A 22093-nucleotide genomic window follows, 5' to 3' on the forward strand; every position below is an offset into this window, starting at 1 on the left:
AATGAGTGGTGAATTATAATAATATAGTTAATTTAAAATGAGGTGATAGGTATGTTTGTGAAAAGTGCAATGATTCCAAAACACAAATGTTATGTTGTCCAGGAAAATGATTCTGTTGAAAAAGCTTTGGACGTGCTTGAACATCATCAGATAGATGGTGTACCGGTTCTTTCAGGAGATCAATATGCTGGAGTCGTAACACGATATAATATTTATCAAAACTTTTTCTCTTCAGAAAAATTAAAAGCCGATTTCGTTAAAGAAACCCTAGTTAAGGACATTGTTACTCACCATGATAAGTATCTGGTCGGAGATGAAATGTTTGAGAAAACCCTGCTTGAATTACAGGACTTCCCGATTTTGTCCGTAGTGGATGAGGATAACAGATTTCTTGGACTCGTTACGCGTTATGATATTCTTGAACAGTTCCAAAGTGCTTTCGGCATGCACCGTGAAGGAATCAGGATTGCCTTTACTTCAGTAGAAACAGAAGGCCGGATCGCGCGTTTAGGCGAGATCATCCAGCAGCATCATGAATCCGTTATTTCTTTGGTCACATTTGATGCGACGGATAAACTGCTGCGAAGAATTGTACTGAAGATTGAAAAGAAAGACAATGTCGATAAGTTTTTGAAAAAACTGGAGAAATCTGGTTTCCGGATTTTAGATATTACCGAAGACTGAATTCATTAAAAAAGATCCCTCTCATAAGATTTATGGGAGGGATTTTTTTGCTGGTTTATATACTTAAGATTTTCATGTCCTTAGTAACAGGGTATCTTTTTATAATGTGGTGCCCTGTCATTGAATTATTAAGCTTCTCAGATATCATCGTGAAGCTTGTGTTAAATCCTATTCAGTTCTTTGCTTCTTCAATTGCCTTTATGGCGGGTGTACTTGTAAATGCCGACCTGATCAAAAAAGAATTCTTTTTGCTGGCCCATTTTTTTCAGGGAGAGTATTCTTTTGAGGTTCTGGCCATACCGCTGCATATAGCCGGACTCTGCTTTCTTAGTACAATCGGGATATGGCAGACACTCTTATTTTTATGTTTGGCTCTGTTTTATGGTATGCTTTCTGTAGATTTTTCAGAGAGCAGGAGGGCTCCATGGTAGTGTTTATTGGAATAGTATTAGTCAGTGGTTTATTACTGCTGTTATATATGCTGAGAGAAGCATTTCTTAATAAGGTTAAAATAAATGAGCTTTCCTTTGAAAATTATCCAGAGAATGCTTCGCCGCTGAGTATTTTCTTTATTTCGGACGTCCATAGAAGGGCGATACATGACAGCCTCATCGAGAAAGTTAAAGACAAAACGGATTTAGTTGTCATTGGGGGAGACCTGACCGAAAAAGGTGTCTCATTTGACCGCGTCAGTGAAAATATCCATAAACTGAAAAAAGCAGGACCTGTATACTTTATATGGGGTAACAATGATTATGAAGCGGGCATTAAGGAATTCCGGAATTTATTAAAGAGCTTGGGTGTCACAGTGCTGGAAAATTCATCTGTACTCCTTAAAACAGGTTATGAACATTCGATTGCCTTGATTGGTACGGAAGATCTCAGCTTAGGAAGGGACAATGTGGAAAAAGCATTTGAGAATGTTCCTGAAAAAACATTCCGAATCTTCTTGGCCCACAACCCTGACACAATAAAGAAATTAAATAAGCAGCACAATATCAGTTTAATGCTGAGCGGGCATACTCATGGAGGGCAAATACGTATCTTTGGATTTGGTATGTATAAAAAAGGAGAAATCAGCAATGTGGCTGGGACGACAATCCTCATAAGCAATGGCTATGGTACGACAGCATTACCACTGAGGCTCGGTGCACCCCCTGAAACCCATTTAATTACAATAAAAGGAAAATCATAGAGAGTTAGAGGAGTACTTTAATTTTACAGTTGTAAATCACTCCATTATAATTTTAATACATGGTACATTTGGAGGATTTGAAATGACAAAGCAATCTGAAGGAAAATATAATATTAAAGCTATTTCCAAAATGCTTGGTATCCAGCCGGGAACTCTAAGAGCATGGGAAAGAAGATATAAGATGATTGCGCCTGTCCGGAATGAATCCGGACACCGTTTATATTCAGAAGAACATTTACGAGTATTAAAATGGCTGGTAGGCAAAGTGGAACAGGGCTTTACCATCAGCCAGGCGGTTTCGCTTCTGGACAAGCAGGGCCTCACAGAAGAAACAGATACAGCAAGCCCCACCGGCAACAGGGTAGACGACTTAACGGAGGAATTAATGCAGTCTCTGCTGAATTTTGATGAGACCAAGGCCCATCAGTTGATGAACAGGGCATTTTCAATGTATACAATTGATAAAGTGGTCATTGATGTTCTAGGGACATTGCTTGTCAGAATCGGTGATCTATGGGAGCACAATCAAATTACGACTGCCCATGAACATTTTGCCACTGCTGTATTAAGGGCCCGCATATCAAATCTTATGCAGACATTCCCTCATAACGGACTGCTGCCTAAAGTAATAGCCGTGTGTGGACCGAATGAACACCATGAGCTTGGGCTTCTCATGTTTACGCTTTATGTGAGACGGAAGGGCTTTGAAGTGATTTATCTTGGATCCAGCATCAAGGAAGAAGATATGGAAGTGGTCATTGATACCGTGAAACCCCGTTTTCTTTTTTTATCTTGTACAATGAGGGAAAATATCGACCAGACACTTGGTGTTATCGATCAGCTGCAGAAAACGAAAGACTTCGTGCATGTAGGCATCGGAGGCCTTGCCGTCAACTCGCTGCCTCAGCGTATTAAAGAAGCATATAAGGAAAACCTAGTAGGATCAAGCAGGGAAGACTGGGACACCTGGTTGAAGACAAATCTATAAAGATGGCCACCGGCTCAAACGATAGGTTCCGTTTGAGTAACGGGTTCTGTTTTCGAGAACCAAATTAACAACTTTAAATAAAAAGGAATGTCAAATCGCATTGATTTAGGCACTCCTTTTTTGTTGATTTAAGGGTATTCATGCTGGTAAATCTGTTCAATAGGTAATACAAAATGTACCCCTAAATAGCAAATGACAGAACTTTTTGTTCTGCAAAATTTGTGGCACAATTTCCTATATACTTTCAATCCTAATACTAATATATAGGAGAGTAGTTAATTATTAAAAATCTAACAATAATTTGATTGGAACGGAAGGTGCGTGACTTCCTGCGGGACTAGCGTGCGTCTGCGATAAGTCAACATCAACTCACTACGTTTGTTGTGTTTCCTTTATCTCATGCGGAGTCAGTCCAGTCCGTACGCCGCTGAGCGGGGCCATTCCACTTTATAAAGATAAGTCATCATCGAATCGCTATCGCTCTTCGTGATTCCTTTATCTCATACGAGAGCCCTAAAATCTGTACGTCGCTGAACGGCCGCTTCCGCTTTTACTTCACCGCACGCCCCGCGGAGTCACACACCTGAAGTGGAAATCAATAGACATTGTTTTCGGGTACGAATAACTTAACCTTTTCTTTGGCTAATTAGAAGTTTGTACTTTAAAACAGAACCCGTTACTGTTTGAGCTGTTTCTTTTTATACGCAGGGATCCATTCATCACCTTTCTTTGAAGCATTGATTGCCTCTAAATACATCCTCCGGCAATTTGCGAACCTTCTTTTTCCTCTTACATACTATGTTGGTAACCATTCATACTCAGGGGGCGGAAAAATGAAGCTTGAGAGGTTATCGAGTAATACAGTAAAGTTTTCCATAAGTATAGCCGAATTAGAAATGAAAGGTATCCTCGAGGATGACCAATGGAAAGATTCATTGGTCTGGCATGAATTTTTCGAAGGATTGATGGATGAAATGTACGATGAATACGGAATCGATCTTGAAAGCACAGTTACAGTTGAAATCAATTCAGTTAACGCCAGTGAGATGGTTTTGATATTGACATTGAGTGAAGAAGGTTTCTTTGAAGATGATCCTTTTAAGGAAAAGGAAATAGTGGATGAAGATCTTCTGTTATATAAGTTTGGGTTGTTTGAGGATGTTTTGGCCTTTACTTACCGCCTGAACTGCGGAGACTATGAGGAAATCTCTCTTTATTCCAAGGGAGAAAGCTATTTTTTGGAGGTTTATGGAGGAAGCGAAAGGCTGGCGCCTTTAGCAGAAGAATATGGGGAAAAGGCAAGTGAAACCATATATACATTGAAGGAATATGGAAGTAAAATCATAGACAAAACATGCAGAGAAACTCTGTTGCAATATTTTCAATAAAGGAACGTTTTGGGGGCAGGAAGTACAGCCTCCTTTTTTGTGCAGTCCTGCTCTTGAATAGGAGTTGGACCGTGCGTTTCAGCTTTTGTCCTTTACTATAAAAGATTGAACATTTTAACGGGATTCCCCAAAATTCAGGGTAATCCAATAAAAACATTCATTATTACGAATATGAAGAACTCTTTCGGGTAAAAAACTAATGGAAGAAGAAATAGAAAGATAAGGCATTCAGCAGGGATGACAGCGTTTTCAATAAATTGAACTTTTTTTATTTTAGTATCTTTGCAACACCATATCTAACGTGTATACTATTGCTTGTAAAGACGGACGTGTTTCCGTAATACAGTGAAATACAGTGAACAAACTGGGAGGTTTACTAATGGTAGCCGAGAAAGATGCAGCAAGCAACAATCCTGAAGATAAAAATGATGTACTGAAATCAACTCAAACCGTAATTCAGCTAGCTCTGGAAAAACTGGGATATTCAGATGAAGTATTCGAGCTTCTTAAAGAGCCATTGAGAATGCTTACAGTTAAAATACCTGTCCGAATGGACGATGGAAAAATAAAAGTGTTTACTGGTTACCGTGCACAGCATAATGATGCGGTCGGCCCTACGAAAGGCGGGATCCGCTTCCATCCGAATGTGACTGAAAAAGAAGTTAAAGCTCTTTCCATCTGGATGAGCCTTAAATGTGGAATTGTTGATCTTCCATATGGTGGAGGAAAAGGAGGAATCATCTGTGATCCCCGCGATATGTCCTTCAGGGAATTGGAAAGATTGAGCCGCGGTTATGTCCGCGCCATAAGCCAAATTGTGGGGCCTACAAAAGATATTCCGGCTCCTGACGTTTTCACTAACTCACAAATCATGGCGTGGATGATGGATGAATACAGCCGGATAGATGAATTCAATTCGCCAGGATTTATTACAGGAAAGCCACTGGTCCTTGGAGGGTCGCATGGCCGGGAAACAGCGACTGCCAAAGGGGTAACAATATGTATCAGGGAAGCAGCTAAGAAGAAAGGCATTGATATTGAAGGAGCGAGAGTCGTCGTTCAAGGATTTGGTAATGCAGGAAGTTTCCTCGCGAAGTTCATGCATGATGCAGGAGCTAAAGTCATTGGTATCTCGGATGCATATGGCGGCCTTCATGACCCAAATGGTTTGGACATTGATTATTTGCTGGACAGGCGCGACAGTTTCGGAACGGTTACAAAGCTCTTCAACAATACTATATCAAATAAAGAATTGCTGGAACTTGATTGTGATATCCTGGTTCCGGCAGCAATCGAGAACCAGATCACAGAAGAAAATGCAGCAAATATCCGCGCGGGTATCGTTGTTGAAGCGGCAAATGGCCCTACTACACTTGAGGCTACCAAGATCCTTACAGAGCGGGGAATCCTGCTAGTGCCGGATGTATTGGCTTCTTCAGGTGGAGTGACAGTTTCTTACTTTGAGTGGGTACAAAACAATCAAGGATACTACTGGACAGAAGAAGAAGTCGAAGAAAAGCTTGAAAGGATTCTTGTGGCTTCCTTCAACAATGTATATGAAGCTGCTCATACCCGCCGAGTGGACATGAGGCTGGCAGCTTACATGGTAGGCGTTAGAAAAATGGCAGAAGCCAGCAGATTCAGGGGCTGGATTTGATTTGTAAGGGAGGATGTCTTTATAAAGGCATCCTCCTTTTTAATTTTCCGGATATAAAAAAGGCTGTTTTTGCATATAGTGTTGCTTTCGGAGTTATTACTTTCTAATCGGGAAGAGCAGCTCTTTTCTCTTCCTGTTTACGAGGTTATAGCTGTGAATTACGATTATTTTTTCGGAACTAGTGTGAAATAGCAGCAAAGCCTTTTAAAAAACAACTTACATCATTATTAAAATCATTTTTGCTGACACCTAATGTTTTGCATCTCCGCTAAAATTCTCCTATCATATTATGGTGGGAGAATTTTTTATTAATAAGTAAATTAGTTATGATATAGATTAGTGAATAGTGATGAACGACCTCAAGAGGAGTGAAGGCAATGAGACAAGAAGAGTGCATTATAGTCGGCGGAGGTCCCTGCGGATTGTCAGCTGCTATTGAATTAAAGAAGATTGGGATAGATCCGTTAATTATTGAAAAGGGCAATGTGGTCAATGCTATCTACAACTACCCTACCCACCAGACATTCTTCAGTTCAAGTGAGAAGCTGGCAATCGGAAATGTGCCCTTTATAATCGAACAGCATAAACCAAAACGGAACCAGGCATTGGTCTATTATCGTGAAGTGGTAAAAATGCATGATTTAAGGATAAATCGATTTGAAGAAGTGGAGGCTGTATTCAAGTTAGATGACGGCCGGTTTTCTGTTAAAACTTCCAAAGACCAGTATCAAACCCGGAAGGTCATCATTGCCACTGGATATTATGATCACCCTAATAAATTAGATACAGAAGGGGGCGACCTTGAAAAGGTACACCATTACTTCAAAGAGGCCCACCCGTATTTTGATACTGATGTGGCAGTCATTGGAGGCAAGAATTCCGCCGTTGATGCAGCCATAGAATTAGAAAAAGCAGGTGCTCGTGTTACGGTCATTTACCGGGGCAGTAATTATTCCAGCAGTATCAAACCTTGGATTCTGCCTGAGTTCGAAGCTTTGGTCAAAAACGGGAAAGTGATGATGGAGTTTGAAGCAGAAGTAGAATCCATCACTCATCACAAAGTAAACTATACGGCGGCAGGTGTATCCAAAGAGATAAAGAATGATTTTGTATTTGCAATGATCGGGTACCATCCTGATCATTCATTTCTTACTAAGATGGGCGTGAACATTGACCAGGAAACGGGAAGGCCGGAATTTAACCCTGATACAATGGAGACAAACGTAGAAGGGATTTACATTGCCGGTGTGATAGCGGCTGGGAACAATGCGAATGAAATCTTCATTGAAAACGGCCGCTTTCATGGCGGGATAATAGCAGATGCCATAAAGAATTCCTAATAAAAGGCCGGAAACCAGGTAACAGGTTTCCGGCCTTCGTCTTTGCTTAGGAAATTATTAAAACATCCTCTGTGGATAATTTATTGATAAATTATCCACGCCCAGCTTTAGCGCCAAGCCCCTCGGGGTCAAATAAACCTCAGAGAAATAAAAGGAAATAGCACCGTTGATTCTCTGAGGAACATTTGCCTGTCGGGGCTGATCAAGGCGCTTCCGCTTTTGTTCTTAAATCAATTAATTTTTAAAGATATCTTCAAGTTCTTTTAAGCTTGGTGCATTGGCGGTTGACAAGGCTACAAGCAGTTTCATTCGGGCCTTTTGCCCATTTAAGCCGTTTGAGAAAATCACACCCATTTCTTTAAGTTGTTTTCCTCCCCCTGCATACCCGTATATATCCTGGGCGATGCCGTTAAAGCACCTGGAAACAAGAATCACAGGGATTTCAGAGCGCAGAAGAGACTCCACTCCCTCTACAGCGCCTGGAGGAAGATTTCCCTGACCCAGCGCTTCTATAATTACTCCGTCAAATTGAAGGTCCTTCAAAGCAGACAACAGGGCTGAATCCATACCGGCATGTGCTTTTATAAGAGCAATTTTCTTAGAAACAGATTTCACAGGATATTTCTCAAGTGACGTAGGTTTATGGTGAAAAATCACTCCGCGCTTAGTGACAATTCCTATGGGACCATATTGCGGGCTTTGAAAGGTGGAAACATTGCTTGTATGGGTTTTGGTTACATTTTTAGCAGAATGGATTTCATCATTCAGGACGACGAGAACGCCTTTGTCAGCAGAGTCTTCATTAGATGCTACCTTAACCGAAGAGAGAAGGTTATAAAGTCCATCTGCGCCAATCTCATTGCTCGACCGCATGGCGCCGGTTACCACAACGGAAATGGGCAAGTCGACAGTTAAATCGAGAAAATAAGCTGTCTCCTCAAGAGTATCGGTTCCGTGCGTAATGACAACTCCTTGAATTTTGTTTTTCTTGTATTCTTCTTCAATGATCTTTTTCAGCTGCAGCATATGATCTGGTGTTATGTGCGGGGAAGGCAGGTGAAATGCTTCCTTTACTGTTATGTCAGCCAGCTGGCTCAGGGATGAAGAATGTGCGGACAAAGGATTTTCTTCACTGGGCTGGACTGAACCGGTGGCCGCATCTTCCATCATGGAAATGGTCCCGCCTGTATGTATGACTACTATATATTTTTTCATAAATAATCTTCATCTCCTTCGAATATATTTATGTAATTGCATTCTGATATTTTCTTTCTTCCTTCTACATGATACGATTAAGAAAACAGAAAGAAAAGAGGACAAATTATATGCTGGTGATTTTATCAGCTGGTTTTGCACCGGGGCTGGCACTGCTCAGCTATTTCTATCTGCGTGATGAATTTGAATCAGAACCGGTTTCCTTCATCATTAAGACGTTTATGTATGGTGCAATTCTGACTTTTCCCCTCATGTTCCTGCAATATGTACTGCAGGCAGAGGCCGTTGTTTCTTCACCATGGATTCATGCTTATTTTTCCGCAGGGCTTTTAGAAGAATTCTTTAAATGGTTCATATTGTTTTTTGCAGTCTTTCAGCATGTTGAATTCAACGACCCCTACGATGGAATTATTTATGGAGCAAGTGTCTCGCTTGGTTTCGCTACTGTTGAAAATATTTTATATCTTGTAGCACATGGAGTTGAATTCGCCATTGGAAGAGCGCTGCTTCCTGTATCCGCACACGCATTATTTGGTGTACTAATGGGGTATTATCTCGGCAAAGCAAAATTTGCGGGCGAAAAAATGAAATGGAGAAGTATCTTCATCTCTTTCTTTCTTCCATTCATTTTGCATGGGACCTATGATTTTATCCTTGGTTCAGGTAAGAATTGGATCTTCTACATGATTCCCTTCATGCTGTTTCTATGGTGGACCGGAATTAGGAAAATCAAGAGCGCCCACCGCATGACCACTTCACATTATGACCAAAATGATATCAATAAAAAGATCTCAATATAGGCCTCTTATTCAGTAAAGACTGAATGGGGGCCTTTTTGATTGCAAAGGAAATTAGAATCTACATTTGTGGATAACTTTTAAGTATTTGATGTGCGGCCAGCTGCAGCGCCTAGCCCCTCGGGGTCAAATAACCTCAAGAGAATAAAAGGGAAGACCGCCTTTTTTTCTCTTGAGAACATTTGCCTGTCGGGGCTGGACAAGGCGCTTCCGCTTTTGTTCCTTATCATTCCTAAACGGAAATAGAACACCTGAGTATGTATAAAATGGATTTTACTACAGAAACTAGCCTTAATGTTAATACAAGATTTGGAGGGTAGTATGATGAAAAAACGTATCAAGTTGTTAACGGTCTTTCTGCTCATGGTACTTATATTAACAACTTTATCATTCAAGGGCGAGATTGACCACGCTGAGGCATTTTCCAATCAGGTGATCCAAAAAGGAGCAACTGGCGAGGATGTTATCGAACTTCAATCGCGCTTGCAGTACGTCGGCTACTATAATGGAAAAATCGACGGGGTGTTCGGCTGGGGTACATACTGGGCTCTAAGGAACTTTCAGTATGAATTCGGGCTGCCCATCGACGGACTTGCCGGGCAGGAAACAAAAGATAAACTTGTCAAAGCATCCAAATATAATAAAGATTTTGTGAAGAAACAAATTAATCAAGGCAAGGATTTCAGCCATTATGGCGGAACCGATTTATCCAGCCAGTCGAAAGGCGGCGGACAAGGTGGCGGCGGTACCCCGGCCAAGCAGGGAACTCCTCCACAGCAGGCAGAGCAGCCAAAACAGCCCACTGCTGTCAATATGCCGAACGGATTTTCGCAGAATGATATTCAGCTCATGGCCAATGCGGTTTATGGTGAAGCCAGGGGTGAACCGTATGAAGGGCAGGTTGCAGTTGCTGCAGTCATTTTAAATAGAATCGACAGTCCATCATTTCCAAATACAGTTTCAGGCGTCATTTTTGAACCGGGTGCATTTACAGCAGTTGCAGATGGACAAATCTGGCTCACACCAAATGAAAAAGCGAAAGAAGCAGTGATGGATGCCATTCAGGGATGGGACCCTTCAGAGAACGCTCAGTATTACTTTAACCCTGTCACCGCCACTAGTAAATGGATCTGGACAAGACCTCAAATCAAAAAAATTGGAAAACACATATTCTGTAACTAAAGAGGTGAATAGAATTGATACGAGGTATATTGATTGCAGTTCTGACGATCGGAGTAGCAGGAACAGCTTACTGGGGTTATCAGGAACATCAAGAGAAAAACGCTATACTCATTAACGCTGAGAATAATTATCAGCGTGCATTTCATGAGTTGACCTACCAAATCGATTTATTGCATGACAAAATAGGAACTACACTTGCGATGAATTCAAGGAATTCACTCTCGCCTGAACTAGCAGATGTATGGAGGCTGACTTCTCAGGCACATAGTGATGTCGGGCAGCTCCCGCTTACGCTTCTTCCATTCAACAAAACAGAAGAATTTTTAGCGAATATCGGTGATTTCAGTTACAGGGCTGCAGTAAGGGACTTGGATAAAGAGCCCCTGTCTGATGATGAATACAATACCCTGCAAAAACTGTATGAGCAAAGTGCAGATATTCAAAAAGAGTTAAGGAATGTTCAGCATCTAGTCATCGAGAACAATCTTCGCTGGATGGATGTCGAGCTGGCGCTGGCTACTGGTGAAGAACAGGCTGACAATACGATCATCGACGGTTTTAAAACGGTTGAAAAGACGGTTGACGGGTACGATGAAGCCAATTTTGGAGGACCTACGTTCGTCAACACTCAAAAGAAAAATGATGATTATAAGAACTTAAAAGGTGAACCGATTTCTAAACAAAAAGCTGTCGATATTATGAAGAAATACACAGAAATCAAGGATGTAAAAGAAGTGAAAGTAACCGAGAATGGAAAAGGCGCAAACTTCGGGTTTTATAGTGTTTCTATGCAAAACACGGACAGCGAAGCAAGTATGGATGTGACTAAGAAGGGCGGTTACCCGATTTACTTTATTCATAACCGTGAAGTGAAAGAAAACAACATTGGTTTGAATGAAGCGGCGAATAAAGCCGTATCGTTCCTTAAAGACAATGAGTTCAAAGATATGGAATTGTTTGAAAGTGCACAGTATGACAATGTCGGAACGTTTACTTTTGTCACTATTATTGATGGAGTGCGCGTTTATCCGGATGCATTAAAGCTGAAGGTGGCACTTGATAATGGCCAGGTAATCGGATTTGCAGCGGAGGAATTCCTGAAAAATCATCAGGACCGGGAAATACCTGAACCGCAGATCAGCAAGAGTGAAGCAGAGGGTAAAATTAACCCGAAGGTAAAAATTATGGAAGACAGACTGGCAGTCATTGTCAATGATCTGAATGAAGAAGTATTATGCTATGAATTCTTAGGAATGCTAGGAAATGACACTTACAGAATTTTTATTAACGCAGACAGTGCCATTGAAGAAAAAGTAGAGAAGCTGAAGAATGCTGAACCAATATTTGAAGAAACGGTGTAAGAGAAAACCAGGCAGCAGGTTGGACCAGCTGCCTGGTTTTTGTTCATTCTATAAACCAGGTGAGCCTCAGGCGGCGGAGGTGCAGATTCGTAAGCGGCTGGCGGCTGCATAACCTGGGTGGTTTTACGTGAGAAAAGTATCCAAGCCGGGGTGAGGGCTGTATGGGTTGTGGTGTTTCAGGTAGAATTTCATGGCATACAAATCAAATAGGTACAAACTCATAAAAACTATGGCAGAAATAAAAAAATCATGACATAATATACCTATAAGAATTTATTGGTTGAATTTTGAAAAAATCTCATCACAGCTTGAAATGCTGCAAACGTATAGGAAGTGTAGTTATGTTAAAAATAGGTACCACTTTGACGTTAGAACCAATCCAGACGGATAAAGCCGAAAAGTTCAGATGTAAAGCCGTTGAATTCAAAGACTCTAAGCTATATATTGATTACCCTGTTCATACGGAAACGGAAAGGACTGTGTTTTTGATTGATGGAACCCAGCTGAAAGTAAGCTTTGTTTATAATGAAAATACTGTCTTTTCTTTTCAAACAGAAGTCACTGGAAGAAAGAAAAGCAATATTCCGATGATCTGCCTCCACTATCCAGGCGATGGTGAATTGGTTAAGGTACAGCGAAGGCAGTTTGTACGGGTTGAAACTTCGGTGGATGCAGCTGTCATTACCCCATCAGCCTCTTACACGACCATCACAACAGACCTCAGTGCAGGAGGCTGCGCGGTCAAGGTTCATAAAGACCATAGGTATGAGGCAGGAATGGAAGTGGAGATTATACTGGTGCTGCTCATGCAGACAGGGGAATATCATTATTTCAATGTTCCCGGCAAAGTCGTCAGAGTCTGGGATAAGGGATCCGGCAGGATTGCTTCACTCGAATTCAACGAACTTAAAGACAATCAACAGCAGAACATCCTTCGTTTTTGTTTTGAGAGGCAGCTTTCCTTAAGAAATAAAGGGCTGGTTGAGTATTAAGGTTAGAAAAAACAGTTAGGTTGTGGAGAAGTGAAGGCCAATGGGGATAAGTAGTTAATGAAAAGTATGAAGAAAAGAATAAAAAATATCAGGATAACCCATACTTTTAGTAAACCTAAAAGAATGGAAGATAAAAATGAAAGCAGTCGAACGAATTATTATTAAACTCGCATTTTTTCATTTTATTCTGCTTCTCGTTATTCAAATAGCTGTCCATGCCTTTCAATTTCTGCCGGAAATGAATAAATTGGCCTTTTATGAAGGAGTCAACAAGCAGGAGCATTCTGAAATCATCGAAGTATTGAATAACAGCACAGAGGGAGACTGATGACTCTCTCTTTTTTTGTTGCTTTTGAAATTCATAAAATCAACCTCTGTGGAAAACTATAATTATGTTACCCGCGGCTGCACCGCATGACTCTACGGAACAAATAATAATCAGTCAGAAAATAATAGGGAAGACTAACGGGTTCTGATTTGAAGTACAAACTTCTATTTAGTAAAAGAAATGGTCGAGTGATTCTCCCCCCAAAAAAACAATTTTATTGATTTCCACTCCAGGTGCAATCAAATCATTGCTAGATTTTTAATAAACAACTCTCCTTCTTATTAATATGGGATTGAAAGTGTAGAGGAGATTGGGACACAAATTTTAAAAACAAAAAAGTTCTGTCATTTGCTATTTAGGGTACATTTTGTATTGCCAATGGAACAGATTTACCAACGGGAATACCGTTAAATCAACAAAAAAACAGAGTTTTAAAATCAATGCAATTTAATACTCCTTTTGATGTGTAATTGTTAATTTTGTACTCGAAAACAGAACATTTACCTGTCGGGGCTGGACAAGGCGCATGCGATTTTGAGCCCGCCTTAAGTGAGAATCAATACAAAAAGGCAGGAAAAGGGCGATTCATGCAGAATGGAACATACTATGTTTGTAATTATTTTTTTATGGTAAAATATACGAGGATTTAAGCAATAGAATATAAAGTGGGTGTTTTTTAATGGAAAAGAAACTAAGGATAGCGATCGACGGCCCGGCAGCTGCCGGAAAGAGCACGGTTGCAAAAATCGTCGCTGAGAATCTTTCATACATTTATATTGATACAGGGGCAATGTACAGGGCAATTACCTTTAAAGCTATACAACAAGAGGTTGACTTAAATGATGAAGACAGCCTGCATGAACTGCTTCTTCAAACAAAAATCGATTTGGAACCAGGCCAGGAAGGACAGCTTGTTTACATTGATGGTAATGAAGTAACACATGAAATCAGGCAGAATGAAGTAACTAATTCAGTTTCCATAACAGCCAAACATCGTCTGGTCCGGGAAGAAATGGTGAAAAGGCAGCAGGAGCTTGCCAATGAAGGCGGAGTGGTGATGGATGGCCGGGATATCGGCACACATGTCATTCCTGATGCAGAAGTGAAAGTGTTTCTGCTTGCAAGTGTAGAAGAGAGGGCAAAAAGGCGGCACAGTGAGAATACAACAAAAAGTATTCCTTCTGACCTCCAACAATTGAAAACTGAAATCGCGCAAAGAGATAAGCTTGATTCTGAAAGAGAAGTTTCTCCTCTAAAAAAAGCAAGCGATGCAGTTGAAATTGATACTACTTCATTGGGAATCGAAGAAGTAGCCGCCGAAATCCTGAAATTGGCATCAGAAAGGACGGGCACCTGATGAAATTTTATTATTTTGCTAAAGGTGTGGTGAAAAGCATCCTGGGACCTCTTTATAGAATAGAGGTCCAGGGGACAGAACACTTCCCCAAAGACGGAGGAGTGCTTCTTTGCAGCAATCACATCAATAATTTGGACCCCCCTGTAGTGGGCATTAGCTGTCCAAGACCGGTGGCGTTTATGGCAAAAGAAGAATTATTCAAGGCGCCGATCCTGAAGCAAATCCTGCCGCACGTACATGCCTTTCCTGTAAAGCGGGGAATGAGTGACAGAGAGGCGCTCAGGACAGGAATGAAAATTTTAAAAGAAAATAATGTTTTAGGACTTTTTCCTGAGGGTACTAGAAGTAAAACCGGAAAGTTAGGTAAAGGGCTTGCTGGCGCGGGATTCTTTGCTTTGCGCACGGATGCTGCTGTAGTGCCCTGTGCAATCATTGGCTCCTACAAACCTTTCAGAAAACTGAAAGTGGTCTTCGGGCCGCCTGTCGACATTGAAGGACTCCGTACTGAGAAGGCAAACGCTGAAAAAGTTACAGAAGTTATAATGGCAGATATCCAAAAACTTTTGGATGAGCATGATTGAGGTTTTCTGCTTGACAAATGAGGCTATTTATTAGAAGTTAATAGAAAGAATATTTTTAAAGAAATGTGAATTCATTCACTTTAAAAAGATTAGCAGTCATGGATTAAGGAGGAGTACATATGGTAGAAGACATGAACCAAGTGGAAGTAAATAACCTTGAAGTAGGTGACAAGGTTAAGGGAACAGTCACGAAAGTTGAAGAAAAGCAGGTCCTGGTAGATGTAGAAAGCAGTAAAGTGGACGGCATTATCCCAATCAGTGAATTATCCAGCCTCCATATTGAAAAAGCTTCTGATGCTTGCCAGGAAGGCGATGTACTTGATTTAATCGTAACAAAAGTGGAAGAGGAGCTTTTAGTCCTTTCAAAACGCAAAGTCGATGCTGAAAAGGCATGGGATGAAATGCAGAACCGTTTTGAAAGCGGAGAAGTATTCGAAGCTGAAGTGAAGGATGTTGTAAAAGGCGGCCTTGTTGTCGATCTTGGTGTCCGCGGATTCGTTCCTGCTTCACTTGTTGAAGATCACTATGTGGAAGACTTCAGTGATTATAAAGGAAAATCACTTACGTTTAAAATTGTAGAACTTGAAAAAGATAAAAACCGCTTAATCCTTTCTCACCGTGCTGTCGTTGAGGAACAAAAGGAAGAGCAAAAGAAAGAAATCCTGGACAAAATCCAGACTGGCGAAGTGCTTGAAGGAACAGTACAGCGCTTGACTGATTTCGGTGCTTTCGTGGATATCGGCGGTGTTGACGGCCTTGTCCATATCTCCCAGCTCTCACATGAGCATGTGGAAAAGCCATCCGATGTGGTAACGGAAGGCCAGCAGGTCAATGTTAAAGTACTGTCCGTAGACAGGGATAATGAAAGAATCTCTCTTTCTATTAAAGAAACCCTGCCTGGGCCATGGAATGACATCGCAAGCAAAGCCCCAAGAGGTGAAGTTCTTGAGGGTGAAGTGAAACGCCTTGTATCTTATGGTGCGTTTGTAGAAGTATTCCCTGGAGTAGAGGGGCTTGTACACATCTCTCAGATTTCACATAAGCATATAGGCACCCCTCATGAAGAACTTGAAGAGGGCCAAACCGTTAAAGTGAAGGTGCTTGATGTGAATGAAAATGACCAGCGTCTGTCATTGAGCATCAAAGAACTTGCGGAAAAGCCTGTTGATGACTATGATAATTATGAAATGCCTGAAGAAAACACTGGCTTCCAGCTTGGTGATATGATCGGGGATAAATTGAAGAATTTTAAAAAGTAATAGTAAAAGCCGGCCATTTTGGCCGGCTTTTTTGTGTATTCCAGAGGGTGATAAATGGGAAGAAGGGAAGAGAAGGATTCTCTGGGGCTTCATCAAAGCTAATGGAATGAAAAAATAAAGTGAGGGTCTCATGGAGGCTTAAAGAGAACCAAGGAAGTAAAATGAGTAAAGAAGGGGTCTCAAGGAAGCATCAAGAGACCCATGAAAGCGGACAAAAGCAAAAAAAGGGTCTCAACAGACCATAAGAACCCAACAGGAAGCATAAAAGTAAATACTGCGCAAAACATCTCCTCGAGCTATCAGCTTAAACCTTTGGCAGTCCATCTCCTTGACTCGAGATCACTCTTTGTTCAGCGCTTCATCAAGTAGCCCTTACAATCTGGTCGTAAACCCTAAGCAAACTTATACAAACAGGAAAAACGTCTAGAGAGAAGCTCTAGACGTTTTACGTTTGTCATACAGGTCTGTTCATAATTCAAATGTCCTTACCCACTCAAAGTTAGTGGTCGTTCAAATCGTTCACCAGTTATCTTTGTCTTCGCCTGGATTCCTCTGGTCCTTCCAATCTGGTTGCTCCAGCTTTTTCTATAGTCTGGTCTCGGTCAGATTCAACTCTCCCGCTCTGTCTCAACTTTTTCTCCTGACGGTCTTTTCCCATTTCAGCCACACCTCCTCTCTTTACTTTTTCTCAGAAGATTTCAAGTATGCATGAATGGATTACATAAAGATTTTCCATAATGGAATAATAGGAGGTAGGTACATGAATGGATTAATTTTTTTGTGGCTGATGTGGGCAGGATGGATCGTCAGTACATTTTTATTGAGTAAAAAAAACAGTTGGCGTTTCAGGGGTTCCGCCGCTTCTCTAATTTTGATAATCAGTTTTCCTTACGGGATAGGTTTGCCAGGACAGCATGCAGGCTTGACCGTTGTTCTAATATTCCTGTTTTCTATGTTGATGATCAGAAATTACAGCCTTACAGAAAAGCTTTTTTTATTCATAAGCAGCTTTATCATCGGTTTATCATATTCAAGCTTCAAGCTCTTATCCTTTTATGATCCAATCATAATGATTTTTGATGAGAAGGTAATGGTTACAGCTATACTCCTGGTTATTTCTTATTTGTTATACAGTGACGCTGAACAGGTGAAGAAAAGACTGCTTGCATTAGTTATCGGCTTGATTATAGGTGAGTTTCTAACGGGTGTTGTTTTTTTGCAGCATAAGCTGCCGTATGCGGCAGGAGGACATTTTTTTCTTGACTTGTTTTCTATAATAGCGGTCAGCGGAGCAGTTGTGCACCTATTACAGTTATTAACCAACACCCAATCGAGCTTCATAAAAACTGCACTTAAAAAAGGAGAAGTCAAGAATTTATGAATGAATATGTTTATCCAGTGGTATTTGGTGTACTAGTTGGAACATTAACCCGGGTTTACATGCTTAGAACAGACTACCGCCAATACCCTACTTACTTACATGGCAAAATCATACATATCGCGCTTGGGTTTATTGCAGCAGGGCTGGGTACCATAGCGGTTCCTGCGCTGCTGGAAGAAAATTTTACAGCCATCACATTTTTAACGGTGGCAGCCTCCCAGTTCAGGGATGTGCGTAATATGGAAAGAAATACATTGACTGAGCTTGACGCCTTTGAATTGGTTCCAAGAGGTGCAACATATATTGAGGGAATTGCTATAGCATTTGAAAGTCGTAATTATCTCGTGATATTTGCTTCGTTGTTGACGACTTTGGCCTACCTAGTCGTTAATTTCTGGGCTGCTGTAGTCGTTGGGATTATCAGCATAATAGCTGCCCACAGGCTGATGGCCGGAGGGAAGCTGAAGGACATTGTCAATATCGAATTTGTACAGCCGCATTTTGATGGAGCAGGCCTTTACGTGGATAACATTTATATCATGAATATTGGTTTGCCGGCCAGGCAGGAAGAAATAATTAGATATGGGATGGGGTTTTTACTGACTCCAAAATCTTTTGACTCCAGATCCACGATTGCCAATCTGGGACAGAGACAGGCGATTTTACATGATATGTCGACGACCTTAGGGATTTATAAGGATTCAGGAACACCGGCGCTGACTCCATTAGCCAAGAGGGACTTGGATGATGGGCGGGTCGGCGTATTCGTCCTTCCGCAGCAAAAGGATGTTGAAAAGGCGATTGCGGTCCTGGGACAGGTACCGACCCTTGAAAATGCAATCAGGATGCCGACTGAATCTAAAGCGAACAAAAAGGGGAGGAAGCTTAAATGAGTACTGTTGACAAATTTATACTCGCTGCAGTCACCACCTACCCCGAAAAGGTGCCAAGCGGGACGGCTGTATTTCATTGCCGGACACAAGAAGAGCTGCTGAAGGTTTCTGCGAACTTGGAAGCAATTCTTGATGGGATAGCCCATGAATTGGATGATGGCTTGTTCATCATCGTCAGGCACTAGTTATTCAAAGATTCCTGTTAAAGCTCTAAGAAAAAAATTTAAAACAGAGATAATAGGAAGATTAATTGCTAGAATTTGCTTTTACTGATAAAATAACGAAGTTAAGGGGGCTGGCCTGTAAGGAGATTAAACCTTAAAAGGTCAGTCTTTAATTTATCCTCAAAAAAATAGAGGATTGCCTGCATCATTAGCCGAAGTCACTACTGACACGCATTATGAATCGTAGAAGATATGATGATTAATTAACTCAGGCTCTTTTCCTGAATTTTATAAAAAATCACTGAAACGTAAATATAACCTTTTGAAAAAAGCCTGCAATTAACATTAGGAATTATTGCTTCTAAAAAACGAAACAGATGAATGAAAACGGCCTTTAATGTACCTAACAAACAGAAAGGGTGAACAGTATGTCAAAACCTGTAGTTGCAATTGTGGGACGTCCCAATGTAGGGAAGTCGACCATATTCAACCGCATCGTCGGAGAAAGGATCTCCATTGTAGAAGATGTTCCCGGAGTGACAAGAGACCGGATTTACAGCTCAGCTGACTGGCTGACTCATGATTTTAACCTTATTGATACTGGAGGAATTGAAATCGGCGATGAGCCGTTCCTTGAACAGATCCGTCAACAGGCCGAAATCGCCATAGATGAAGCAGACGTCATTATCTTCCTTACCAATGGCCGCGAAGGAGTGACCGCAGCGGATGAAATCGTTGCGAAAATTCTTTATCGTTCCAAAAAGCCTGTCGTATTGGCAGTCAATAAAATCGATAATCCGGAGATGAGGGAAATGGTTTATGATTTCTACTCATTAGGATTTGGAGAACCATTCCCGATATCCGGATCGCACGGCATCGGCCTTGGAGACTTGCTTGATGAAGTTGCCAGGAATTTCAAGCAGGATTCAGGAGACAATTACGCAGAAGATGTGATCAAGTTTTCTTTGATCGGCCGTCCAAATGTAGGGAAATCATCCCTTGTCAATGCCATGCTGGGTGAGGATCGCGTTATTGTCAGCGATGTCGCGGGCACAACACGGGATGCCATTGACTCCAGGCTGAAGGTTGACGGGCAGGACTATGTGATCATCGACACAGCTGGAATGAGGAAAAAAGGGAAGGTATACGAATCCACTGAGAAATACAGTGTGCTGCGTGCCTTAAGAGCAATTGAACGCTCTGATGTGGTTCTCGTTGTCATCGATGGAGAAGAAGGAATCATCGAACAGGATAAGAAGATTGCAGGCTATGCGCATGAAGCTGGCCGAGCTGTCATCATTGTAGTCAACAAGTGGGATGCGGTAGAAAAAGATGAAAAGACAATGAAGGCTTTCGAGCAGAATATCAGGGAGCACTTCCTTTTCCTTGATTATGCACCTATCCTGTTCTTGTCTGCTAAAACCAAGAAAAGAATTCACACGCTGGTTCCAGTCATCAACCAGGTTAGTGAGAACCATGCGTTGAGAGTACAATCAAGTGTACTGAACGAAGTAATTGCTGACGCGGTCGCTATGAACCCTACACCTACTGATAAAGGAAAAAGGCTGAAAGTTTTTTATGCTACTCAAGTAGCTGTAAAACCGCCTACTTTTGTTGTTTTTGTAAATGAGCCTGAATTAATGCACTTTTCTTATTCGCGATTCCTTGAAAACAGGATACGGGAAGCATTTGTTTTTGAAGGAACACCGATCCGGATTATTGCACGTGCTCGAAAATAGGACAGGAGGGTGAAAAAGTGGAGAAACCTTTGAAAACTGTTACAGTACTCGGTGCGGGAAGCTGGGGGACTGCACTCGCAATGGTGCTGGCTGATAATCAGCACAGAGTCAACCTCTGGGGACATAACGCAGTGCTTATGGAAGAAATCAACGCCAGACATACGAATGAGAAGTATTTAAAGGGTGTACAGCTGCCAGAAGGTATAAAGGGACATACAGACCTTAGTAAAGCTTTGGAAGGTGCTGAGACGGTCATACTGGCTGTTCCGACTAAAGCTGTCAGAGAAGTTCTTCAGAAGGTGAAGAGCGCTGTATCCAAGCCTTTGACGATTGTGCATGTTAGCAAAGGGATTGAACCTGACACCTTGATGCGCATTTCTGAGATGATTAAGGAGGAAATGGGTGATTCAGGATTAAAAGATGTCGTCGTCCTTTCGGGCCCGAGCCATGCAGAAGAAGTCAGCCTGAGGCATCCGACAACTGTCACGGTATCTTCTGAGAACATGGAATCGGCTGAACATGTGCAGGACCTCTTTATGAATCAGCATTTCAGAGTATATACAAATCCGGATGTCATCGGTGTAGAAATAGGGGGAGCACTCAAAAATATCATCGCCCTCGCTGCAGGGATCACAGATGGTCTGGGCTATGGCGATAACGCAAAAGCCGCTCTGATTACAAGGGGGCTTGCTGAAATAGCCAGACTTGGTACCAAAATGGGAGCTAATCCACTTACTTTCTCAGGACTGACAGGAATAGGCGATCTGATTGTGACTTGTACAAGTGTCCACTCCCGAAACTGGAGAGCGGGTAATCAGCTTGGAAAAGGAAAGAACCTTCAAGATGTCCTGGATGAAATGGGCATGGTCGTCGAGGGTGTCAGAACCACTAAAGCAGCACATCAGCTTGCGGCCAAATTTGGTGTTCAGATGCCGATCACACAAGCCCTTTATGATGTCTTATTCAATGATATTCCTCCCAAACAAGCGGTTGATTCATTGATGGGACGAATGAAGACCCATGAAATGGAAGATCTGTTTAACATTCTTGGAGAAAAAATGACTGAATAATACCCAATTATAGGCATTCGACGATGCAAATACCTTTTGTTTGCATACGATGAATGGAACATAAACAGCTTTAAACATGGATGGGGTAACTGTCACTTTGGACTGAAGCAGGGAATCTTTCCCGCTTCAGTCTTTTTTCTGCTTGATTATCCTTAAATAGCCAATCAGAGGCGTAAATAAGGAGGTTTGGCTATTGGGGGGGCAAGATATAAGGAAATAGAGAAAACGGCTGTTTAAAGCGTCTGGGTGGCTGTCTGTCTGTATCTGCCTAGATCAGTAGGATTTTTTTGAAAGTATTTCAGATATCATTCTCTTGAGGTCGATTACTAACTTCTCGAAATTCGCCCTGCATCCCTCTTCTGAAGAAGGATTGGAGCGGAAATTCATTGCTTTCAACTGCCGCAATCTTTCCGAGAAGAGGGTTTTTTTAAAAGGCTCTTTTCGTAAACTAGGTTGCTTTTGGATGCTACTTTAATTTCTTCCCTTTCATATGGGGATTTGAGTGGAATTCCATTTCATCTC

The 22093-nt window shown here is 41.5% G+C and carries 22 protein-coding genes; 20 read left to right on the forward strand and 2 right to left on the reverse strand.

The features are described 5' to 3' along the window. The first annotated feature begins 51 nt into the window (after positions 1-51). From FZC79_RS06055 to FZC79_RS06085, 7 genes are all read left to right on the forward strand, one after another. The gene (locus tag FZC79_RS06055; protein WP_148945926.1) at positions 52-684 is read left to right on the forward strand and encodes a CBS domain-containing protein; all 633 of its coding nucleotides are present in this window, start codon (positions 52-54) and stop codon (positions 682-684) included. A 47-nt stretch (positions 685-731) separates the two neighbouring features. Continuing rightward, positions 732-1115 carry a hypothetical protein gene (locus FZC79_RS06060; RefSeq protein WP_148945927.1) on the forward strand — a complete coding sequence of 128 codons (384 nt, stop codon included), beginning with the start codon at positions 732-734 and terminating at the stop codon, positions 1113-1115. Beyond that, positions 1109-1879, forward strand: a complete 771-nt coding sequence (locus FZC79_RS06065; protein WP_148945928.1) for a metallophosphoesterase — start codon at positions 1109-1111, stop codon at positions 1877-1879. The genes FZC79_RS06060 and FZC79_RS06065 overlap by 7 nt, the downstream gene beginning before the upstream one ends. 82 nt (positions 1880-1961) lie before the next feature. Beyond that, positions 1962-2867 (forward strand): MerR family transcriptional regulator, encoded by a 906-nt coding sequence (locus FZC79_RS06070; RefSeq protein WP_148945929.1) that lies wholly within the window; start codon positions 1962-1964, stop codon positions 2865-2867. A gap of 833 nt (positions 2868-3700) precedes the next feature. Continuing rightward, a complete protein-coding gene (locus FZC79_RS06075; protein WP_148945930.1) occupies positions 3701-4255 on the forward strand; it encodes an adaptor protein MecA in 555 nt (184 codons plus the stop codon). 379 nt (positions 4256-4634) lie between these two features. Further along, positions 4635-5912, forward strand: coding sequence for a Glu/Leu/Phe/Val family dehydrogenase (locus tag FZC79_RS06080; protein ID WP_148945931.1), 1278 nt, complete (start codon positions 4635-4637; stop codon positions 5910-5912). Positions 5913-6289: 377 nt separating this feature from the next. Beyond that, positions 6290-7252, forward strand: coding sequence for a YpdA family putative bacillithiol disulfide reductase (locus FZC79_RS06085; protein ID WP_148945932.1), 963 nt, complete (start codon positions 6290-6292; stop codon positions 7250-7252). 234 nt (positions 7253-7486) lie between these two features. On the opposite strand, the gene FZC79_RS06095 is transcribed toward FZC79_RS06085, so the two are convergent. Continuing rightward, positions 7487-8467, reverse strand: coding sequence for an asparaginase (locus FZC79_RS06095; protein WP_148945933.1), 981 nt, complete (start codon positions 8465-8467; stop codon positions 7487-7489). Between the two features lie 110 nt (positions 8468-8577). Here FZC79_RS06095 and prsW point away from each other — a divergent pair, with 110 nt between their 5' ends. The 8 genes from prsW (at position 8578) to rpsA (ending at position 16324) form a co-directional block, all read left to right on the forward strand. Continuing rightward, positions 8578-9267 (forward strand): glutamic-type intramembrane protease PrsW, encoded by a 690-nt coding sequence (gene prsW / locus FZC79_RS06100; RefSeq protein WP_148945934.1) that lies wholly within the window; start codon positions 8578-8580, stop codon positions 9265-9267. Positions 9268-9627: 360 nt separating this feature from the next. Further along, positions 9628-10446 (forward strand): spore cortex-lytic enzyme, encoded by an 819-nt coding sequence (sleB, locus tag FZC79_RS06105; RefSeq protein WP_435873930.1) that lies wholly within the window; start codon positions 9628-9630, stop codon positions 10444-10446. A 14-nt stretch (positions 10447-10460) separates the two neighbouring features. Next, the gene (gene ypeB / locus FZC79_RS06110; protein ID WP_148945936.1) at positions 10461-11807 is read left to right on the forward strand and encodes a germination protein YpeB; all 1347 of its coding nucleotides are present in this window, start codon (positions 10461-10463) and stop codon (positions 11805-11807) included. Positions 11808-12148: 341 nt separating this feature from the next. After that, positions 12149-12799 (forward strand): flagellar brake protein, encoded by a 651-nt coding sequence (locus FZC79_RS06115; RefSeq protein WP_148945937.1) that lies wholly within the window; start codon positions 12149-12151, stop codon positions 12797-12799. Positions 12800-12935: 136 nt separating this feature from the next. Continuing rightward, positions 12936-13127 (forward strand): YpfB family protein, encoded by a 192-nt coding sequence (locus FZC79_RS06120; RefSeq protein WP_148945938.1) that lies wholly within the window; start codon positions 12936-12938, stop codon positions 13125-13127. A gap of 679 nt (positions 13128-13806) precedes the next feature. Next, positions 13807-14484: a (d)CMP kinase gene (cmk, locus tag FZC79_RS06125; protein WP_148945939.1), complete on the forward strand. Its 678-nt coding sequence runs from the start codon at positions 13807-13809 to the stop codon at positions 14482-14484. Then, positions 14484-15065: a lysophospholipid acyltransferase family protein gene (locus FZC79_RS06130; protein WP_148945940.1), complete on the forward strand. Its 582-nt coding sequence runs from the start codon at positions 14484-14486 to the stop codon at positions 15063-15065. The genes cmk and FZC79_RS06130 overlap by 1 nt, the downstream gene beginning before the upstream one ends. 119 nt (positions 15066-15184) lie before the next feature. After that, on the forward strand, positions 15185-16324 hold the full coding sequence (rpsA, locus tag FZC79_RS06135; protein WP_148945941.1) for a 30S ribosomal protein S1: 1140 nt from the start codon (positions 15185-15187) through the stop codon (positions 16322-16324). Positions 16325-16850: 526 nt separating this feature from the next. On the opposite strand, the gene FZC79_RS06140 is transcribed toward rpsA, so the two are convergent. Continuing rightward, the gene (locus tag FZC79_RS06140) at positions 16851-16982 is read right to left on the reverse strand and encodes a YpzI family protein (RefSeq protein ID WP_148945942.1); all 132 of its coding nucleotides are present in this window, start codon (positions 16980-16982) and stop codon (positions 16851-16853) included. Between the two features lie 102 nt (positions 16983-17084). Between FZC79_RS06140 and FZC79_RS06145 the strand changes: the two genes are divergently transcribed. The 5 genes from FZC79_RS06145 (at position 17085) to FZC79_RS06165 (ending at position 21571) form a co-directional block, all read left to right on the forward strand. Then, on the forward strand, positions 17085-17705 hold the full coding sequence (locus tag FZC79_RS06145; protein ID WP_148945943.1) for a YphA family membrane protein: 621 nt from the start codon (positions 17085-17087) through the stop codon (positions 17703-17705). After that, complete coding sequence (locus tag FZC79_RS06150; protein WP_148945944.1) at positions 17702-18598, forward strand: YIEGIA family protein; 897 nt, start codon at positions 17702-17704, stop codon at positions 18596-18598. The genes FZC79_RS06145 and FZC79_RS06150 overlap by 4 nt, the downstream gene beginning before the upstream one ends. Continuing rightward, entirely contained in the window at positions 18595-18783 is a 189-nt protein-coding gene (locus FZC79_RS06155) for a capping complex subunit for YIEGIA (RefSeq protein WP_148938624.1), read from the forward strand. The genes FZC79_RS06150 and FZC79_RS06155 overlap by 4 nt, the downstream gene beginning before the upstream one ends. Before the next feature lie 407 nt (positions 18784-19190). Beyond that, complete coding sequence (der, locus tag FZC79_RS06160; protein WP_148945945.1) at positions 19191-20501, forward strand: ribosome biogenesis GTPase Der; 1311 nt, start codon at positions 19191-19193, stop codon at positions 20499-20501. A gap of 17 nt (positions 20502-20518) precedes the next feature. Beyond that, positions 20519-21571 carry an NAD(P)H-dependent glycerol-3-phosphate dehydrogenase gene (locus FZC79_RS06165; protein WP_148945946.1) on the forward strand — a complete coding sequence of 351 codons (1053 nt, stop codon included), beginning with the start codon at positions 20519-20521 and terminating at the stop codon, positions 21569-21571. Positions 21572-22093: the final 522 nt, after the last annotated feature.

Source organism: Rossellomorea vietnamensis (genome assembly GCF_008180615.1).
GTDB lineage: Bacteria > Bacillota > Bacilli > Bacillales > Bacillaceae_B > Rossellomorea > Rossellomorea vietnamensis_D.

Excerpts from the sequence above, each read along its gene's own strand:
- FZC79_RS06055 (WP_148945926.1), top strand. The coding sequence starts at position 52 with ATGTTTGTGAAAAGTGCAATGATTCCAAAACACAAATGTTATGTTGTC.
- FZC79_RS06065 (WP_148945928.1), top strand. The coding sequence starts at position 1,109 with ATGGTAGTGTTTATTGGAATAGTATTAGTCAGTGGTTTATTACTGCTG.
- FZC79_RS06070 (WP_148945929.1), top strand. The coding sequence starts at position 1,962 with ATGACAAAGCAATCTGAAGGAAAATATAATATTAAAGCTATTTCCAAA.
- FZC79_RS06075 (WP_148945930.1), top strand. The coding sequence starts at position 3,701 with ATGAAGCTTGAGAGGTTATCGAGTAATACAGTAAAGTTTTCCATAAGT.
- FZC79_RS06080 (WP_148945931.1), top strand. The coding sequence starts at position 4,635 with ATGGTAGCCGAGAAAGATGCAGCAAGCAACAATCCTGAAGATAAAAAT.
- FZC79_RS06085 (WP_148945932.1), top strand. The coding sequence starts at position 6,290 with ATGAGACAAGAAGAGTGCATTATAGTCGGCGGAGGTCCCTGCGGATTG.
- FZC79_RS06095 (WP_148945933.1), bottom strand. The coding sequence starts at position 8,467 with ATGAAAAAATATATAGTAGTCATACATACAGGCGGGACCATTTCCATG.
- prsW (WP_148945934.1), top strand. The coding sequence starts at position 8,578 with ATGCTGGTGATTTTATCAGCTGGTTTTGCACCGGGGCTGGCACTGCTC.
- sleB (WP_435873930.1), top strand. The coding sequence starts at position 9,628 with ATGGTACTTATATTAACAACTTTATCATTCAAGGGCGAGATTGACCAC.
- FZC79_RS06115 (WP_148945937.1), top strand. The coding sequence starts at position 12,149 with ATGTTAAAAATAGGTACCACTTTGACGTTAGAACCAATCCAGACGGAT.
- FZC79_RS06120 (WP_148945938.1), top strand. The coding sequence starts at position 12,936 with ATGAAAGCAGTCGAACGAATTATTATTAAACTCGCATTTTTTCATTTT.
- cmk (WP_148945939.1), top strand. The coding sequence starts at position 13,807 with ATGGAAAAGAAACTAAGGATAGCGATCGACGGCCCGGCAGCTGCCGGA.
- FZC79_RS06130 (WP_148945940.1), top strand. The coding sequence starts at position 14,484 with ATGAAATTTTATTATTTTGCTAAAGGTGTGGTGAAAAGCATCCTGGGA.
- rpsA (WP_148945941.1), top strand. The coding sequence starts at position 15,185 with ATGGTAGAAGACATGAACCAAGTGGAAGTAAATAACCTTGAAGTAGGT.
- FZC79_RS06140 (WP_148945942.1), bottom strand. The coding sequence starts at position 16,982 with ATGGGAAAAGACCGTCAGGAGAAAAAGTTGAGACAGAGCGGGAGAGTT.
- FZC79_RS06145 (WP_148945943.1), top strand. The coding sequence starts at position 17,085 with ATGAATGGATTAATTTTTTTGTGGCTGATGTGGGCAGGATGGATCGTC.
- FZC79_RS06150 (WP_148945944.1), top strand. The coding sequence starts at position 17,702 with ATGAATGAATATGTTTATCCAGTGGTATTTGGTGTACTAGTTGGAACA.
- FZC79_RS06155 (WP_148938624.1), top strand. The coding sequence starts at position 18,595 with ATGAGTACTGTTGACAAATTTATACTCGCTGCAGTCACCACCTACCCC.
- der (WP_148945945.1), top strand. The coding sequence starts at position 19,191 with ATGTCAAAACCTGTAGTTGCAATTGTGGGACGTCCCAATGTAGGGAAG.